13 protein-coding genes are annotated in these 17,937 nt (G+C 45.3%); 3 read left to right on the top strand and 10 right to left on the bottom strand.

Annotation, left to right across the window (positions count from 1 at the left end):
* Window positions 1–17 precede the first annotated feature (17 nt).
* From miaB to nfi, 7 genes are all read right to left on the bottom strand, one after another.
* Complete coding sequence (miaB, locus tag QUA10_RS17890; protein WP_333083784.1) at window positions 18–1,358, bottom strand: tRNA (N6-isopentenyl adenosine(37)-C2)-methylthiotransferase MiaB; 1,341 nt, start codon at window positions 1,356–1,358, stop codon at window positions 18–20.
* 195 nt (window positions 1,359–1,553) lie between these two features.
* Entirely contained in the window at window positions 1,554–2,705 is a 1,152-nt protein-coding gene (locus QUA10_RS17885) for a DNA cytosine methyltransferase (RefSeq protein ID WP_333083785.1), read from the bottom strand.
* A 78-nt stretch (window positions 2,706–2,783) separates the two neighbouring features.
* Window positions 2,784–3,212 (bottom strand): hypothetical protein, encoded by a 429-nt coding sequence (locus QUA10_RS17880; RefSeq protein ID WP_333083786.1) that lies wholly within the window; start codon window positions 3,210–3,212, stop codon window positions 2,784–2,786.
* Between the two features lie 59 nt (window positions 3,213–3,271).
* Window positions 3,272–5,275, bottom strand: coding sequence for an FHA domain-containing protein (locus QUA10_RS17875; RefSeq protein ID WP_333083787.1), 2,004 nt, complete (start codon window positions 5,273–5,275; stop codon window positions 3,272–3,274).
* 236 nt (window positions 5,276–5,511) lie between these two features.
* Window positions 5,512–6,039, bottom strand: coding sequence for an FHA domain-containing protein (locus QUA10_RS17870; protein ID WP_333083788.1), 528 nt, complete (start codon window positions 6,037–6,039; stop codon window positions 5,512–5,514).
* A gap of 479 nt (window positions 6,040–6,518) precedes the next feature.
* Entirely contained in the window at window positions 6,519–6,749 is a 231-nt protein-coding gene (locus QUA10_RS17865; protein ID WP_333083789.1) for a KGG domain-containing protein, read from the bottom strand.
* A 458-nt stretch (window positions 6,750–7,207) separates the two neighbouring features.
* A complete protein-coding gene (gene nfi / locus QUA10_RS17860; RefSeq protein WP_333083790.1) occupies window positions 7,208–7,855 on the bottom strand; it encodes a deoxyribonuclease V in 648 nt (215 codons plus the stop codon).
* Between the two features lie 626 nt (window positions 7,856–8,481).
* Between nfi and QUA10_RS17855 the strand changes: the two genes are divergently transcribed.
* The 3 genes from QUA10_RS17855 to QUA10_RS17845 all read left to right on the top strand — a co-directional run bounded on the left by QUA10_RS17855 (window position 8,482) and on the right by QUA10_RS17845 (window position 13,450).
* Window positions 8,482–9,315 (top strand): prohibitin family protein, encoded by an 834-nt coding sequence (locus QUA10_RS17855; protein ID WP_333083791.1) that lies wholly within the window; start codon window positions 8,482–8,484, stop codon window positions 9,313–9,315.
* 273 nt (window positions 9,316–9,588) lie between these two features.
* The gene (locus QUA10_RS17850) at window positions 9,589–12,600 is read left to right on the top strand and encodes an EAL domain-containing protein (protein ID WP_333083792.1); all 3,012 of its coding nucleotides are present in this window, start codon (window positions 9,589–9,591) and stop codon (window positions 12,598–12,600) included.
* Between the two features lie 133 nt (window positions 12,601–12,733).
* A complete protein-coding gene (locus QUA10_RS17845; RefSeq protein WP_333083793.1) occupies window positions 12,734–13,450 on the top strand; it encodes a Uma2 family endonuclease in 717 nt (238 codons plus the stop codon).
* A gap of 59 nt (window positions 13,451–13,509) precedes the next feature.
* Here the strand turns inward: QUA10_RS17845 and QUA10_RS17840 are convergent, their stop codons facing one another.
* Genes QUA10_RS17840 through QUA10_RS17830 form a run of 3 tightly spaced genes read right to left on the bottom strand, consistent with a single transcriptional unit; the run spans window position 13,510 to window position 17,712 of the window.
* Entirely contained in the window at window positions 13,510–14,970 is a 1,461-nt protein-coding gene (locus QUA10_RS17840) for a DUF1802 family protein (protein WP_333083794.1), read from the bottom strand.
* Between the two features lie 42 nt (window positions 14,971–15,012).
* Window positions 15,013–16,941 (bottom strand): P-loop NTPase fold protein, encoded by a 1,929-nt coding sequence (locus QUA10_RS17835; RefSeq protein WP_333083795.1) that lies wholly within the window; start codon window positions 16,939–16,941, stop codon window positions 15,013–15,015.
* A 48-nt stretch (window positions 16,942–16,989) separates the two neighbouring features.
* On the bottom strand, window positions 16,990–17,712 hold the full coding sequence (locus QUA10_RS17830; protein WP_333083796.1) for a hypothetical protein: 723 nt from the start codon (window positions 17,710–17,712) through the stop codon (window positions 16,990–16,992).
* Window positions 17,713–17,937: the final 225 nt, after the last annotated feature.

The following is a 17,937-nucleotide window of genomic DNA, read 5'->3' as shown; positions in this document are numbered from 1 at the left end:
TCTCATTCCGGTGCTATTTAAAGCATTTCCCCCGTCAAACTAAAAGCGCGAATATCTGTAATTTTAACCCGCACAATTTTACCCGCTAATTCTGCAATATCGCCCTTAAAAAATGTGAGACGATTGCCGCGAGTGCGCCCCATCACCTGAGTTGAATCTTTAAGATTCTGGACTTCCACCAAAACCTCTTCAGTGCGTCCGAAATAGCGCTGCGATCGTTCCATCGCCGTTGTTGTCACCACATGATTAATTCGTTGCAGGCGATCGGCTTTCACCTCCTCACTCAACTGATTTTCCCACAAAGCCGCCGGCGTCCCCGGACGAGGCGAATAAGCCGCAGTATTCACCAAATCGAAACCAACATCTTCGATTAACTTCAAAGTCTTCTCAAACTGTGCTTCCGTCTCCCCTGGGAAACCGACAATCGCATCAGCAGTAATCGAAGCATCCGGCATATAACGGCGAATTGTATCAATTATCCGGCGATATTTTTCCTGAGTATAACCCCGCGACATCGCTTTCAAAATATCATTATCTCCAGACTGAAAAGGAATGTGAAAATGTTCGCAAACCTGCGGTAATTCCGCACAAGCCTTAATCAATCTTTCCGTAAAATAGCGCGGGTGGCTAGTAGCAAATCTGAGGCGATCAACTCCGGGTACATCCTGCACAAAATAAAGCAAATCCGTCAAAGTATGCTGGTTGCTGCCGTCCGGTTTTGTCCCAGGCAAATCGCGTCCGTAAGCATCAATATTTTGCCCCAATAAAGTTACTTCCTTGTAACCTTGACGGCCCAAATCCTCCATTTCCGCCCGAATTGCCTCCGGCATTCGCGACTGTTCAACCCCGCGAACATTCGGGACAACACAATAAGTGCAACGTTCATTGCAGCCATAAATTACATTCACCCAAGCAGTCACCTTGCTATCGCGGCGCGGCTTAGTGATATCCTCCATAATCTCCACAGATTCAGTCGCCACAACTTGATTGCCCTCAAAAACTTGTTCCAGCAAATCTTCAAGTCGGTTAGCGTGTTGCGGCCCCATTACTAAGTCTAATTCCGGCACTCTCCGCAGCAGCGCTTCACCTTCCTGCTGCGCCACGCATCCAGCTACAATTAAAGTTAAACCCGGTTCTTGGCGTTTGCGATGAGCTTGCCTTCCGAGGTTAGAATAAACTCTTTGTTCGGCATTGTCGCGAATTGTGCAAGTATTGTAGAGAATCAAGCTAGCTTCGTTCGGGTCTTCCGAGAACTCAAAGCCCATATTTTCCAGAATGCCGGCCATCCGTTCCGAGTCGGCTTTATTCATCTGGCATCCGAAAGTAGTGATGTGATAGCGGCGGGGTTTAACGGTCATGGCGAATTGCAGGCAAATAAAAAATATAGGTTTTCAACCTTAACACTTTATTATAACACTTCTCTGTTAAACGACATAGATCTGGTAATTGGGAATTTTAATAATTATAGGGTGTGCCATGCGCTCCTTATCCCTACAAATAGTTTTAGATACCGACCAAATTTGCGAAACCGGGTATCTGGCTATTCTGTTTTTTTAGTGAGATAAAAATTGTAAAATTGTTTTAGCAATACCTTGTGCAGCCAAATAAGGAACCCCATTGCCAACAGTTTTAAACATATTAGTCAACGTCATCTTTGCTGGAAGTGCAAAATCTTTTGGCAGTGACTGAATAGCCAGTGTTTCTGCAACAGAAAGTCGGCGGAGTTTGTAAGGGTGCAAGTGAACTTCGTTATTGCCATAACAAGCTGTTGGCGAATAACGCCATCGGTGCAATCGCTTGAAAGATTTTTTTGAATCATCTCCTTCATCAACAGAAGCAAACCGCTTAAGGCCTGCTTTGGGTTGGAAATAGTGTTCGGCATTGGGATGGTTGAGAACGTCATTTTTTTGAAACCAAAATTCTACCGTTAAATCTTGGGGAATGCCATCAGGACAAGGCACGAAACCATCCTCTGCAAAGGCTGTTCTATCCGGCCAAGGATGAGAAAAAATTTCTGATTTGGTATATAATACCTGACTTTGCCAAGGAAATAAACTTTCGGCTAACATTTGGCTTTTTTCCTCTAGGGAAATGCCCAGATTTTTGATAAGGTCTTTTCTAATTCCAATCAAAATAATTCTCTCCCTATCTTGCGGGACACCGTATTCTATCGCATTAATTAAACGTTCGGCAAAAACGTACCCTGAATCCGCCAACTGATGTTTTAGTTCGTCGTAAAAAGCTTTATGCTTTTTTGTTCTCCACAAACCTTTGACATTTTCAAATAAAAAGAAATCTGGCTGCTGCTGACAAATCAATTCAATGTATGAAGCTGAAAGTTGACCTTTATCTCCTTCCCCACCTCGGTTTTTGCCACCAATAGAAAAGTCAGGACAAGGCGGCCCCGCGATAAATCCTACAATATCGTGATGCTTGCGGGCATCCTGCATCAATTCCCGCAGGCGAAAAGCTGGTTCTCCCCCTACAAGTCGAGTTACATCTGCTTCCTCTCCTTCGCAATATCCGTATTCTGGTAGCGGCAAATTCAGGCACTGCCGAGCATAGCGGTATGCTTGCATGAAAGGTGGGAAAATTTCATTGACATACGCTACATTAAACCCGCTTAATTCAAAACCCAAATCGAGCAAGCCTGAACCAGAAAAAAATGAGAATATACAGGGGATTGGGCCTTGGGAATTGAGCATGGGGAATTGGGAATTGGTAGAATAGCCGGGGCGGGTTTATGAGATTATTGTTGGTCAAAACCGCCCCTACAGGTATTATTACAACCATTGGCCGCCACGGAAACGCCAGTGGGGAAACAAAATCCGCATCAGTGTTTGGGATGCCAGATAAATAGCCAGCCACACTAAACTATAATGCAAAGCAAAAGCTCCCAAGTCAAAATCTTGTGCAGATATCCCCGGTAAACCGATAATTTTGATTAAAAATAGCACAAAAAGTGCTTCCCAAATTCCAGCGAGTAATTGAAACGCGCCGGGCCAATCTCGATCCCAGCGGAACTGCTGGATGTAGATATATAAAGCATCCCAGCCGAGGCCAAAAATCGCTATATACCCTAAAATCCAGAAAAAAATTGAGCCTGATTGAGAAGTTATTAAACCTAGAAAAAATGGCAGTGTTACTAAAACCCCTACAGTTGCAAATAATAATATTCGAGTTTGCCATCGGCCAAATAAGGTGGGAGTCATTCAATTTTGGATTTTAGATTTTGGATGTTAGATTGAATGCGAAACGGTTTTGTTTCTAATCAATCTGGAGATTTATTGAAAATCCACTTCAACCACTGCATGAACGATCGCCAAATGCTCAATTTCCGCACACCCGAATCTCGGTTGGCGGCCAGACTTTCAACCGATCGCAAGGCGGCGTATTGCAAGCCCAGAAAACTGTCTACGGGCGCGTAAGGCCCTCCCAAAGTAATCGCGCCTGCTGCGTATACCCGGCCTTCTGTGTTGCTACCAGAAGAATTCCGCAATTCGGGGACTTCAAAATCGTTGTTAACACTCAGCCGGCCCAAACCGTTGAGAGGCAGATTGTATTGAGCTACCAAATCGTTTAACAGGGGACTGGTTTTTACCTTAGCGTCCAAACCCGTAGCATCAATAATAAAATCAGCTTCTAACTTAATTTGCCCTTTAAGTTCCTTCTCCTGAATGTACGTCACCGTGCGGTTTTGACTGTCGCGCTCGACTCGCTCGACTTCACCGAAAGTAATTTGATACCATCCTTGACTTAAACCTTCTTTGACAATCCGCTGCCAGTCGCTGCGCTGGGCTGTAGTAGTTCCGCCCCAGTCTGTGAGCAACTGCGGCCGCAATTCTGGGGTGGCTTTTTCCAAAATTACTCGCAGTTCCCCGCCCCAGCAAGCTTTTGGCCAGTTGAAAGGTTGAAATTCGTAGTGATTTTCCACTCTTCGCTGAGCGAGTTTAAATTTGTTACCTTGAGGTTTGGGCGATCGCATCAAATGCAATACTTGAATGTTGCGGTTCCGCTGTCGCGCTTCGTAAATTCGCTGCACCACCCGCGAAGCCACAATTCCCCGGCCTCTAATTAACACGCTACCGCCGCTGGCCTCCAATTTTTCGTAAACGCCGTCGTGCTTTTCGTAAGCGTTGACAACCGAGTCAAAATCCTGGGTTTTTTCGCGATAAGCTTGCAAGTCCGGCAGAAATTGAATGGCGGGATAGCCGGTAGCTAAGTGTACGTATTGGGCGATTAAAAAAGCGTGGTCGCGGTGATCCGCATCCGATCGAGAATAAGCGATCGCGTACCTGCCGTCATCTGTTTTGCGAATTCCCCGCACTCTACCGTAGCGAAACATCTGATTCCACCCAATTCGATCGACTTCCCTGTCAATAGAATCAAACACATTACCCGCGCGAGGCGTATAAGTTTCGGCAAAAGTCGGTTCAGCAAACACCTGCCACATCAACTTCAACGACATCCCCAAACGTCCCTTGAGCAATTCCTGCCAAGCTTCCCGCAAAGCATAGGGAGGCCAACCCCAAATGTTGTCTGGACAAGAGTCAGAATTCGATCGTAGGCGTTCCCGCAGCGGAATTTGAGAATTCAGGCACAAACGCAGATAGCGGGCGTAAGGCTGGTTTTCCATGCCCAAAACCGCAATTCGATCTGTTTTCACCCCGCAAATTCTCAGCAAATCCACCCAAATAAAGCTGCCCAAACCGCCGCCAACGGCAGCCCAATCAACTTCTGTCACAGGGAGTCCCATAGATTGGAGCGATCGCATTGACACTTGAGAAGCGTGCAAAAATGCGATCGGTGGAAATTCTCCCCTCCTACTTGTTTGAGAAACCTGCGACATTATTTGCGGCCCCAACGCGGGGTCTGGCCCATTGGTCTGCGGGTTAAAGAAAATATGAGAATTGACCGACGGCGTTTCTAGGGAATTAACAGCAAAAGAAATGCCGATCGCGTAGGGCCCAACTTGCAGCATATCCCCGTTTGCCAGCACGCAACGGGTTTGGCGAATGCCGTTAACAAAAGTACCGTTGCGGCTACCCGTGTCAGTCAGTAAAATACTATTACCTTCGCTGCCAATCACTGCATGAAAGCGAGAAACTTGACTGCTGCTGAGGGCAATTCGAGAAACTCGTTTCCCGTTGATAGTGGCGGGCATAGCTTCAAAAATTCGTCCCAAAGCGATGGGTAAGTCGAGTATGGGGGATCGACAATCCCCCGTAGCTGTATCTGTCCAAGTCAGTCGCAGGCGCAAGGGTTGAGAATTCATGATTATTTTTTAAACATCAGCCATCGGCTTTGAGCTTTCTGCAAAAAAAGATTTTTGAAGTTGAGAGTGTTTAGCGGATAGCCCCATTTTCCCTTTTTCTCATATGTGGCACCATTGTCAATTAGCCTTTTATGAACAGGCTTTTCGGCCTGTTCCACAATAAAATTCACTCTTTGTGGAACAGGCCGAAAAGCCTGTTAAGCGAGAATGGTGCAAGATGTGAGTTTTTCAAACTTTCACGGAGAGATCATCACACTCGCCGCCGCCGCCAAAGAAGTACCGCACCACGGACACCCCGCATTCAACTGTGTGTAAGGCGCAATTCGGCTGCATTTGGGACACTGCAAACCATATTTTGAAGGCCCCGTCGGCTGAAATTTACCAGGTGCGGGAGGCCCCAGCAAAACAGTCTGGGGCGCGGCTACCTGCACCTCCGTGACATTTACCACCTCGATTTGCACTTGCCCTAAATGGATGTGGCTTCCCAATTTCAATTTTGCTTCGCCTTGGGCGAGAATTTTCCCATCTACCAGGGGCGGATTGCTTTCGCGCAAATTCCGCACTGCATACTCCTGCAATTCTTGATTAAACAATATTTCAACGTGCAGCCCCGATACGCTGGGATGCGAAAATACTAGATCGCACTTCGCCGGATCGCGCCCTAGCCTCACGGTTCCCGGATTTTTGCTCGGCTGTCCGTTTTGAATTGTTCGAGTTTGACGCACCCCAGCTTCTGTCCATGCTAAAGTTAGCTGGTTTGTCATGATTGTATAGTTTGCTCAAAAATATAATAAAAAAATATTAGCTGATTTATTTTGAGGACGGAGTTCGTCACCAAAAAACTTAATTAGAATTATTGACGCAGACTCGATCGCACTTCTAAAAATATTATGTGCACCTATACAAAAAAGCCCTGACTTCGGGGCTTTGAGTGCTCCTATTGGCTTTTTTTTGAGAGACTTAATCGCGCTTGTCAGCTTTTGTTTCCCGCAAAATTATTGACAGCAGTGCAGCTTCGTTAAAAAATTGCTGTTCAAGATTTGCCAGCGATTGCTAAAAACTAATTCCTGTGGGGTTTTCACCTTCGGGAGGCTGTTGTGCGCTAGTCAAGAGTTTTGGAGGTGGGGCGATCGAACTACCTCGGTAACTTCGATCGCCCCCCTCCTCAAACGTTTACTGTCCTAGTGCTATCTCTCACGCTGCAACTGTGCAATCTTTCATTACAGGGCCAGCCTTGAGAGATTTAAGCTTCGCTCTTGCGGCTTTTCCGACCGCCTTCGCGACCAATTTGAGCCATATGTTCACGATTTCTGCTGACAGCTTCGCCACCTTTTTGACCAGCTTGTCTGGCTTCTTCAGAGGTGAATTCGTGTGCAGTTCCTTTCTCGTGTGCAGCTTTTCCGCCTTTGCTAGCAATTGCGCGCTGTTTTTCTGCATCCATAGAAGCGAATCCGCGTTTGCTTTTCTCAGCCATGACTGTCTCCTTGTTTTTTTCTGATTTTTTAGCTCGATCGCGCCTTCGCCTCCCACTGTCGTGGTTACTCCCAGTCAGTGGTGAGATATCCGACGGTAAATTATGAAACCTCATCAGACGAATCTAAGCTTTTGGTTTAACTCGCAGAATGAATATTTCATAACTTACAAATGTGAACTAAAAATAGTTCACGCCCGGGCACTATAGTTAGAGCCGCCAATTTTTTAAGCTGGTTACTGTCTTTCAATCATTCTATAAACCCCCCAACTTTTATACCTCTTTCTCAGGTATAGTCATTCTTTAGTTCGCTGGAAGGATGGAACCGAAAGCTGATTGGCAGTAGACTCATAGGATTTTTCGACTTAACCGCGCCCCCTCAAAAATTAAAAGTCCAAAGACGGATGCTTTTTTGGTCTTTTTACTTTTTTTTTGAGGCATTCCGCGCTTGCCACTGATCCCTATGTTAGTTGGTCTGCAGATCGAGTTGTTTCTGGTAAGCGATATTTTGGGGCGCAGCGCAGGACGTACTCGATCGCACTTATCAAGTTTACCTTATGACCTATCGAAACATACATTGGTTTTACCCCTGTTTGCGTCCTTAGCGCTGCGCCTACCGTTGATCCCTCTAGCAGCAAGGGTTGCCAACTGCCCCGGTCGAGTCCGACTTCTGAATGTTCTCCAATAAATCGATTTTTGGCAACTCCGATCGTGGGAATCCCGGTCAACACCCCCAAATGGCACGCAAGACCGAATCTGCGGGGATGGGCTAGTCCTTGACCGTCGCACAATATCAAGTCTGGCCTCAAACTGATATTTTCTAAAGCTTCGAGAACTGCAGGCACTTCTCGAAAAGACAGGAAACCCGGAATATAAGGAAAAGTTGTAGGACTGCGAACCACAGCTTGCTGCTGCAATTGCAAGTCTGAAAAGCTCAGAACTGTTACAGCGGCCCGCGATACGTCGTTTGCACTGTCGTAGCCGACATCTACACCGGCGATGTACCGAACTGTGTCCAGTTGATTTTCGGTAATTACCTCTGACCGAAGCTGTTCTTGAATGGCGATCGCCTCTTCAACTGTCTGCGGCCAAGGGTGTCGCTGCAACATCTTGATTTCTCTTCAACCGTTCTCATCTAAGCTTAACTTATTTTCGGCCATTTTTAAACTCAGATTTTTATCGTTTTTCGCTACAAATTCCCAACTTGCCCAAGGAGTCTTTTTTTCTACTCAGGAGGGTTGAGCAAGTCGGGCAGATGCCAATTCTACAAATAGAGTCTGTAGGTCGGAGAGTGAAATTCTATCTTTCGTGGCTTGCACCAACCCGCAAAGGTTTTTGTGGCACGCACCTGCCATTTACCATTAAAATTTACCCAAAAATTAGCTGTTCAATTCTGATTTTTTCGCTTTCTAGAAAGCTTTCTCTTTCCGATCACCATTTGATCGCTTGTCAAAGAGCGATCGAGCTATCTATCTACTTCTGCTTTATCTAAAACCATCCACTTTGTCAAGATGATTGAAACATTTATTCATCAATAATCTCACCCACCTACAAGTGCTATTGTCCATCGCCGCTCATCGAGCTAAGAGGTTCCCACACCCTAGTAAATATATGACTTTTATGAAAAAAAATCAATGAATTTATGAGTTGTTGCACCCTTAACATGAAGTTATAATCTTAGATAATATCGAATAGAAAACTAACATCAAGTAACACAACATAGGTGAATCAACATATGAAAACCGTGCAAAGTGTTCAGTACAACCTAGCTCTCTACTTAGTCGGTGGCATCGTCTTCATCATCGCTGCCTTAATTTTAAGACCTTTTGCCCTCGTCGGCGCAGGAGAACGGGGCGTCATGATGCGCTTCGGGAAAGTTCAAGACGTGATTTTAGATGAAGGCATCCACCCGATTTTACCGATCTTCACCTCTGTAAAAACTCTCAGCGTGCGGGTACAAAAGACCGATTTAAAAGCAGATGCAGCATCCAAAGATTTGCAAAGCATTACTACAGATTTGGCAGTCAACTGGAATGTTGACCCCGCCAAAGTTAATCAAGTTTTTCAACAAGTGGGAGACGAAGAACAAATTGTTACCAGCATTTTGAGTCCGGCAATTTCGGAAGTTCTCAAAGCAGCAACTTCTAAAAAAACCGCAGAAGAAATTATCACTAAGCGCACGGAACTCAAAACAGAAATCGACAACAGCCTCAAAAAACGTTTGGAACCTTACGGCGTCATCGTCAGAGATGTTTCGTTAATAAATTTTGGCTTTTCTCCAGAATTTAGCAAAGCCATCGAATCCAAACAAATAGCCGAACAAGAAGCTAAACAAGCAGAATTTACAGTTCAAAAAGCAACCCAAGATGCTCAAGCTGAAATTAACCGTGCTAAAGGTAAAGCTGAGGCTCAACGCTTGCAGCGGCAAACATTAACAGCCGAAATTTTGCAGCAGCAAGCAATTGAAAAATGGAACGGCCAGTTTCCGACAGTAATGGGAGGAGGCGGAACTTTGCCATTAATTAATATTGCGCCGCCGACTTCTCAAGCTGCAACTCCTGCTAAATAAGCTGCTGCAGATCATGATTGCCAGGGCGTGGGGAGAAGGGGAGAGGGGGAGAGAGTCTGAGGGGGAGAAGAATGGAGGGTTTGTCACTGCAGAAGTGAAGATGTGCTTTTTTAAATGCCGAACAGCAAGGGTACAAAATACAACTAACCACTAAGTAAGGTGAAATCCCGCTTACTTAAATGTGGAGATACAATTTGCGTTGCGCGAGTCCTGAAAAACGTTAGAGTAAGAAACAACTCGGAAATTGTAAAGGTTTGCTTGAAAGTTCGGCTGATGGGAGATCGGGAGAACCAGTCAATTTCTAATTTAGGTGAAGTGGGGGATGTCGGCGATCGCCATACTGCATCAGAAGCCCTGTGGCTAAGCGATCGAGCTTTGGCAGCTACTAGCAGTGGTATTGTCATTGCTGACGCTAATGCACCAGATTGTCCCATAATTTATTGCAATCCGGCCTTTGAACGGATGACGGGTTACTGCGCCAGTGAAATCTTGGGGCGTAATTGCCGATTTTTGCAAGGCCCGGATACCGATCGAACTACCGTAGCTAAGATCCGCGACGCTTTGCGCCAAGGTCGAGAAATCCAGACACCAATCAAAAATTACCGCAAAGACGGCACTCCTTTTTGGAGCAAATTGTCGCTATCTCCGGTGCGAGACGACAACGCTAATTTGACTCACTTTGTAGGAGTTCAGTCCGACTTGTCGGAACCCATATGTGAAGTGCAGCAAGCATTGCAGCAAGCTAACGACCAACTGCAAACGATTTTGGAAGCAGTTCCGGGAACAGTATCTTGGATTAGCTCGGATTTGCGTTATTTGGGGGTTAACCAGCACTTAGCCAAACTGCATGGTTTGCGGCCGTCGGCTTTTGTCGGTCAAGATATTGGTTTTCTGGGCGCTAGCTCGGATTTTAACTCTTTTGTGGTGGAGTTTTTTGCCGGCGACGCTACGGAAGCGGTTAAAGAACTCAACGTTAAGCTACAAACCGACGCGGGAGAGTCGGAGGGATACTATTTGATTGTGGCTCAAAAGTACGATCATGGGAAAGCAGCTTGTCTGGTAGGGATTGACATTACCGAGCGCAAGCGGGCAGAAGAAGCTCTGGTGCTGACTCGCAAGGCGGTGGAAAGTTCGAGTGACGCGATCGGCATCAGCGATGCGAACGGCACTCACATTTATCAAAATCAAGCGTTTTCTCAGCTATTTGAATGGGACACCGCAGAGGAATGTAAACTAGCCGGAGGTATATCGGCCGTTTTTGCTGACCCCGCAGTCGCCAGGGAGGTACTCGACACGATCGCCCAAGGTTATTCTTGGTTTGGTGAAATTACCAACCGCACTAAAAGCGGTGAAACTTTGCAAGTTTTGCTGCGGGCAGATGCTATTAAAGACCGCACAGGGAAAATTGTCGGTCTGATTTACATGAATACCGATATTACCGACCAGAAGCGCACGGAACAAGAGCTGCGGCAAAGCGAGAAGCGCTTTCGATCGTTGATTGAAAATGCTAGAGACATTATTGTGATTCTCGACGAGAAAGGCTTTTGCCGCTATGTCTCTCCTTCCCTAGAGCGGATTTTGGGCTACCCGACGGCGGAAGTCCTCGGCAGATCAATATTTGACTTGATTCACCCTGACGAATTGCTGATTGTCGATCAAGTGTTCAAAGGTGTCATGCAAATGCCGAAAGTTAGCCAGGGAATGGCGGAATACCGAGTGAAACACAAGGACGGTTCCTGGTGCGTGTTGGAAGCGGTGGCGACGAATTTGCTCAACGAACCTTCGGTGCGGGGAATTGTCGTCAACTGTCACGATGTGACTGAGCGCAAGATGGCTGAAGAACAACTGTTGCACGATGCTTTGCACGACGCGCTGACAGAGTTGCCGAACCGTGCTTTGTTGACTGACAGGTTGGGGCAAGCTTTTGCCCGCGCCCAACGGCATCCGAGCTATCAGTTTGCGGTGTTGTTTCTGGATTTGGACAGGTTTAAGGTGATTAATGACAGTCAGGGACACCGCACGGGCGATCGACTGTTGGTGGCTGTGGCTCGCCGTCTCTTGACTTGTTTGCGGCCTGGGGATACGGTGGCTCGTCTGGGGGGAGATGAGTTTGTGATTTTGCTGGATGAAATTCATGGTGTTGATGAGGCGATCGCCCAAGCAAAGGCAATTCTCAAGACGATCGAACGACCGCTTTATTTGGAAGGTAATAAAGTTTTAATTACTGCTAGCATTGGCATTGCTTTGAGTACCGACAAATATCAGTGGCCGGGAGATATTTTGCGCGATGCTGATATTGCGATGTACCGGGCCAAAGCTCTCGGTAAAGCTCGCTACGAAGTTTTTACCAGTGCGATGCACACTCAGGCTGTGGCTTTGATGCACTTGGAACACGATTTGCGGGAGTCGGTTGAAGAACTAAATTTGAAATATTCGATAGTGGATTTCGCCTGTGGGACGACGGCAGAAAACTCGTCCATGAGTGAAATCGATCGCAGATTGGAGCGTCCGAAGTCGCAATTGCCTACTTTAAAATTGGAATGTCCTTTTACTGTTTATTATCAGCCGATCGTTTGTTTGAAAACTGGCTCTGTTATCGGATTTGAGTCTTTGGTGCGCTGGCTGCACCCGGAACGGGGTTTAGTTTCCCCTATGGAATTTATTGCGATGGCGGAGGAAACAGGGTTAATTATGCCTCTGGGTTTGTGGGTTTTGAACGAAAGCTGTCGCCAAATTATTCAGTGGCAGAGTTTGAATTTGCCACAGGTAAATTCACCGCTGACTGTAGCAGTAAATCTTTCCGGGAGGCAGTTTGCGGAACCGGAGTCGATCGAGCAAATTAAACAAGTTTTGCAGGAAACGGGTGTTGACACTCGCTGTTTGAAGTTGGAGATTACTGAGAGTGTGGTGATGGAAGATGGGGAAGCGGCGGCGGCGATGCTTTCGCAGTTGAGAGACTTGGGTATCGGGCTGTGTATTGATGATTTCGGCACTGGTTATTCGTCTCTGAGTTATTTGCACAAGTTCCCGATTAATATTTTGAAGGTCGATCGCTCTTTTGTCAGTCGCATCGGGGAAATGGGCGAAAATTTGGAAATTGTGCGGGCGATCGTGATGCTGGCCCGCAGTTTGGGGATGGAGGTAGTGGCAGAAGGGGTCGAAACCGCCGTCCAATTGGCTCAACTGCGGGCGATCGGCTGCGAGTACGGTCAGGGATACTTTTTCTCTAAACCTCTCGACAGTGAGGCAGCTACAGCCTTGTTGAGGCGATCGCCCAAATGGTGAACTGAACCAAATATTTAACCGGATCAAATTGCTTGATTGTCAATAAGGGCGATCGATCTTTTCGTACTCAATGCCTTGGGTGTTAAAATCAAAATTTAGTATAATAGCAAACTATAGAGATAGGAAAAAATATATGTCTCAATCTGTTGTGCCAGCAGTCGCAGAAAAACAGCTCGATACTTCGCCGACATTAACTTTTGAAGAGTACAGAGTTTATCAAAGTAATGACGATGTACAATATGAATTGTACAAAGGCAAATTAATACCGATGGCAACGGCTAGCGCATTACATACAAGCATCTGCGAATTTTGGGTTTATAAATTGCAGCGTTACCTAGCTGAACACAATCTCGATTTAGTCGTCAAAACTTCTGTAGGAGTCAGAACCGAAGAGGCGACATCTCGGATTCCCGATGTAGTTGTTTGCACAGAAAGTTTGTGGGAACAAGCTCTTGCCAGACCCGGTTCTGGCATCTTAGACTTGAGCGAAACACCTTTATTTGTAGTAGAAGTAGTGAGCCAAGATCGGCGAGCAGATTATGTACTTAAACGAACAGAATACGAACAGGCTAACGTGCCGGAATATGTGATTGTTGATCCGACACAAAACAGACAGCGGGTGCGAGTTATGGCATTTCCCGAAGGTGATGACGTTTATACACAGGTAGATTACTTGCCTGGTGAGGAAATGGAATCGGTAGTATTTCCCAATCTGAGATTATCAGTCAATGAAATTTTAGATCCGCCATTGGTCGAAGGGTTAATTAAGGCAGAACAAGCTCAATTGCAGAAAGCTGAAAGATTGGCGGCGAAGTTACGGGAATTGGGCGTAGATCCTGATGCTGTGTAGGAAATTGGATGAAGTACGTGAAGCGAAGTTATCCCGCTCTTAATCGCCCTTGACCTCTCTCAATCCTCTAGCGGCAAGTCGCGCAGGAAATAAAAGCGATCGCGCCCTAAATCTTCGCCTTTAATTCGCCCTAAGAAACCCGTTAAAGGTGAGGAAAGTTCTATTAAAATTTGGTGCATTTCTTCATATTTTAAAGGTTGGGGCGACATAGAAAAGGCATAAGCACCGTGAAGCTGATTAAATTCAACACTTGTTGATTTTGTTCTTTCCAAAAAGTCTTTGACTAGCTGAACTATGTGCGATCGCACTTTAAGCTTTTCCCGCACATCGTCAATATAGCGATTAACCTTAGCATCGGCTTCCTCACCAAACGGCTGTTGTTCCAAACAAGGTTTTAATTGTAATAGATCGATCGAACCTGGTTGCTTAGCTTTCAGTTCAACCAGCTTTTGCAATGTTTCCGGGCGGATTACGTTCATTTGGTTTCCGATAGCAGTTTGTTTAGCGTGTTTATTTAGCTGACCAGCCGCCATAATTATCTTAATACAGCAGTTGTATTGTTCCTGAAGATGCTTATGTCCTAACTTGATAAGTTGCGCTGGCGTTCCATCAGCTACGGTTTCACTTTTGGTAGCTTTGCATTCTCCCACTACCTGATAGGGAGTTTCACAGTAGAAATCTAATCCGCCAGCACCGCCTGTTGATTCTGGATCGAGGCTAGCTTCTGGTTTATTGTTAGAATTGGCAAATCCTAGCTTGACAAAACTTTTGCGGACTAACTTTTCAAATGTATTACCATCGCTAGAGTTTCCGATTTGTGCGATCGTTTTAATCCAATCTAAATCAGGATCTGGTTTTGCTGTTGGTGAATTTTCCGACCAACCTAGAAACTTTTTGATTTCTGCGTCTAGTTGTTTGGCTTTTGGGTTGGTGGTGGATAAATGCACTAATGCACTTTGCAACTCTTCCAATTCTGGATGTTCAGGAGGCTCTAGTTTTTCCAGCTTTTGACGGCGTTTAGCAAAGATAGACTCGCTCAACACTGGCGTTGAATCAGTAACAGTTAGGGAATGCGGCAAAGATACAAAGTTGCCGCTGGGATGCACTGGCATTTCCAGCGGCTGAGGCAGCAAATAAACCCGCAGGTAAGCTACAAAAATAAAAGGACGCTGCTGGAGAATTTGCTGTAATGCCTCTGTTTTCCAGACTGTTAACCGCGACAAAGCCTCTAATGATTCAGAATCGTTCAGCGGTTGGCAAAATTCGCACCTAGCCCAAGCTTCGATCGAAACTTTATCTGAATTTAACTGAGCAAGTGCCTTTTGAGCAACGGGTAAAAAATGCGATCGATAATATCCATCGCAAGGCAAATCACCTGAAACATTGCCAGGATAGAGTGCATATTGTTCTCCCTGATTAAACATTCGCCAAACTATCGCTGCAATCATTCGCCCTTGGATTAAACCTTCTACGTCTGGGGCCGGCAAACGGATAGCCCTGTCAATATTGACTAACGACATGAGAGTATTTGTCCCAATATGAAGTTGATAGTTTAGGAAGCCTTAATTAAAGTCGCTCAGTAAATTATCGCACGACTTATCTAATTCTTCTGACTCGGATAAGTCATCCATAATAGACTCCGCTACAGCTACGGGTTCATCTTCTATTAGATCGGTAGGAACCTGATAGGACGGATCGCTAAGAATCTCTGTAAGCAAAGGGTTGCTAGCCCCTAGCATTTTCTCAGCACCTTTTTCTGTAATAAAATTGAAAATTTCCTCCTCACTCACCCCATAATCTACTTCGCGCTTCTGATGAACAGCCCGAATAGCTAACAGCGGTTTAATTTCATCTTCTTTCAGTTCGACATACTCTCCACCTTGCTGTTTAATGAGCGGGACAAGATACTGTTGCTCAAGGTAGGAAGTAATCTTTTTGCTCTGGGAACGAACCAAACAACCACGAGTCAGATTAAAAGCTTCGTAATCATTTAACCTTCTTAAACCCGCTCCTAACCCTTTGCCACCAGCATACTGAAGCACTGCTACTCCAATGATTACATCTTTTCCGTTGTCTTTACCAATTACTTTGAAATTGATGTAATCATCCTTGCCTCCACGTTTTCTAACTCGATCTGTGGCTTCCTCAACTGTTACTCTTTCCACCGTCTGACCAATCAAACTCTGAAATCCAAATAAAATAGCATCAGCAAGCAGATAATTATCTTCTAAATCATTTCCTATGTCTTCCTCTAGCTCTTTGACAAAAGCAAGTTCAACGGGATTAGAAATATCGGGATTTTTAGTACCTTCACCCGTAGAAATAGGAGGCTTACAATTTTCTTTACACCACTTCAAAACCTCTCTAGCAGTGGGTTTTCCTTTGCCAAGCTCGCTAAGTTGAATTTGAGTGAATGGATAAATTGGCTCATGAGGAGTTAAGTTTTGCCGTTCATAATATTTGTCTAACCAAAAGCTAACTAAGTTAACAATTGATTCTGCATCCATGTATTTCAAGTCAATCGGATTTCCCTGAACCGAAACCTTAGTGAACACTCCACCAGGTAGCTGCTTTATTTTATTGCTCCATTGAGGAGGCATCATTACACTCAGTATCAAACCCCGGTTTAGATTTTGAAACAAATCTTTGATAAGTCCTGCAACAATCTGACTGATGTGTAAGCCACTAATATCGTCGTAGGCATCAGGCGTGTCTAACTCATCAAAGCAAATAACCAGTTCCTTGTACTCACTAATCAAATCTAAGATTTGCAAAACCGCCTCAAAAGATTGGCATTGAGTTGGTAGTTCCAACTCATCGGCTTTGTATTTAGCAAGTTCTTGACCCTCTAACCATTTGATTGCATAAAGTGATTGCTCGTCGGAGAGTGTCCAAAAAATTGTCTTGACAATATCAGGATCGTTAACACTTTTCGCTTGCAGAAATGCTTTTGTTAGATCCTTAACCCACTTTTTTAGTTGCTTGGGCGTGCCTGCCTTAAATTTTCCCAATAGTTCTTGAGGAGAAAAAACTTTAGCATTGGGTTTGGAAACCTTTAAAGCATTGTTAGCCATTGCCGTTGCTAGTTCTTGCCACTGTCTCACCCCATCTCTACCAATCTTTCCCAGGCTCTCAGCCAATATTCGCTGAAATCCTTGCTTAATTTGATTGATATTACCATATTTATTAGCGTAGACAAACAAGCCCCCGCCATGCTCCTGTAGGCGATGGCGGATACGGCTAATAATGTGAGTTTTGCCAGTTCCATCCTGAGCCGTTATAGCGATGGAAGTTGTCTGGTAGTGACCAGCACGAATTTGAGCTAGGGCCTGAAATACAGCATCAGAGGCGTGGGCATTTATTGTCTCAACATCGAAGAATTCCTGGCCCCAAACATCACCAGCATTGAGAAAAGGAGGTTTAGCAAATGGATTTTGATTTAAAAGAGCGGCGTTCAGGTCTTCAATGGAAGAAAAAGAAGAATTAGTCATGATTTTTTGTGTGAGGTTAACGAATTTACAAAGGGATTTAGGCCAATTTTAAGGATTTAGCCGTTTGACATAGTAACGGAGTGCACCAAGTGCAGTTTTGATAGAATCTTCAGTTTTATCGGGCGTGATGTCTGTCATTTCACCACCTATAAGCTGAAAAATGTCATTAGCCTGCATTTCCAACAGCCACTCATTGAACTCCGATCGCCCTACCCTTTCGCCGATCGCCCGACGCATCCGATAAATCGGCACTAAATCGTCCAAGTTATAATCCCGGTTCAAGCTGTCATACACATCGATCGCCACAGCCTTAAAATCCTCATAGGATGCGATCGTCCCGACATCCGCCTTCCCCTTATCAACAGCAACACTTGCCGCACCATCCTGATGCCGAATCCACTTCAACAAAGAATTTCCCAGCCGAGTACCAATTTGAGAACCATCAAACTCAAACAAAGAATCCTTACTTTTGAGCCCCTGCGCTAAAACTTCTTTCCCTTTCCCCGTCAATTCCACCAGCGTCACCCGATTTACCAGCGAATACTCGATCGCCCCAGTCGCCTGCAACTCGCCGAGCACTTCCACATATCTCTGACTCGTCTCATTAGTCCGCACAATCCGCTTAGTCAACTCCCCCTTTTTCACCTTCATCTTCCCGCCGCTCAAATCCCACAAATTCAGCAGTACCCGAACTTTAGCCTTCGCATCCCACACCGCTTGCTCTTCCGGCGTCAAAGGTTTAGGCACCGCAATTTCATCTTTCTCAGACATATCTATACCTTTAAATACTTGTTTTTACTTTTAAATTTTACCAGAAACCTTGCTGGCAAACATTTAAACTTTTCCGCAAAAATCCGCGCCAGGCTACGCACAACTTATGCAAATTTAATTTAAAAATAATAGGCATTGACTAAAATTGAATTCTTTGATAAAATACCAACTCGAACAAGCGATCGCACTTCAAATTCTCTGCACCAAATGCGATCGAAAACATTT

Origin of the sequence: Microcoleus sp. Pol8_D6 (assembly GCF_036700965.1) — a bacterium.
Taxonomy (GTDB): domain Bacteria; phylum Cyanobacteriota; class Cyanobacteriia; order Cyanobacteriales; family Microcoleaceae; genus Microcoleus.
Note: the sequence above shows the minus strand (reverse complement) of the source record. Positions and strands in the feature narration are given on the sequence as shown.

Bases quoted from the DNA above. Each gene is read 5' to 3' on its own strand.
- miaB (WP_333083784.1), bottom strand. From the start codon at position 1,358: ATGACCGTTAAACCCCGCCGCTATCACATCACTACTTTCGGATGCCAG.
- QUA10_RS17885 (WP_333083785.1), bottom strand. From the start codon at position 2,705: ATGCTCAATTCCCAAGGCCCAATCCCCTGTATATTCTCATTTTTTTCT.
- QUA10_RS17880 (WP_333083786.1), bottom strand. From the start codon at position 3,212: ATGACTCCCACCTTATTTGGCCGATGGCAAACTCGAATATTATTATTT.
- QUA10_RS17875 (WP_333083787.1), bottom strand. From the start codon at position 5,275: ATGAATTCTCAACCCTTGCGCCTGCGACTGACTTGGACAGATACAGCT.
- QUA10_RS17870 (WP_333083788.1), bottom strand. From the start codon at position 6,039: ATGACAAACCAGCTAACTTTAGCATGGACAGAAGCTGGGGTGCGTCAA.
- QUA10_RS17865 (WP_333083789.1), bottom strand. From the start codon at position 6,749: ATGGCTGAGAAAAGCAAACGCGGATTCGCTTCTATGGATGCAGAAAAA.
- nfi (WP_333083790.1), bottom strand. From the start codon at position 7,855: ATGTTGCAGCGACACCCTTGGCCGCAGACAGTTGAAGAGGCGATCGCC.
- QUA10_RS17855 (WP_333083791.1), top strand. From the start codon at position 8,482: ATGAAAACCGTGCAAAGTGTTCAGTACAACCTAGCTCTCTACTTAGTC.
- QUA10_RS17850 (WP_333083792.1), top strand. From the start codon at position 9,589: ATGGGAGATCGGGAGAACCAGTCAATTTCTAATTTAGGTGAAGTGGGG.
- QUA10_RS17845 (WP_333083793.1), top strand. From the start codon at position 12,734: ATGTCTCAATCTGTTGTGCCAGCAGTCGCAGAAAAACAGCTCGATACT.
- QUA10_RS17840 (WP_333083794.1), bottom strand. From the start codon at position 14,970: ATGTCGTTAGTCAATATTGACAGGGCTATCCGTTTGCCGGCCCCAGAC.
- QUA10_RS17835 (WP_333083795.1), bottom strand. From the start codon at position 16,941: ATGACTAATTCTTCTTTTTCTTCCATTGAAGACCTGAACGCCGCTCTT.
- QUA10_RS17830 (WP_333083796.1), bottom strand. From the start codon at position 17,712: ATGTCTGAGAAAGATGAAATTGCGGTGCCTAAACCTTTGACGCCGGAA.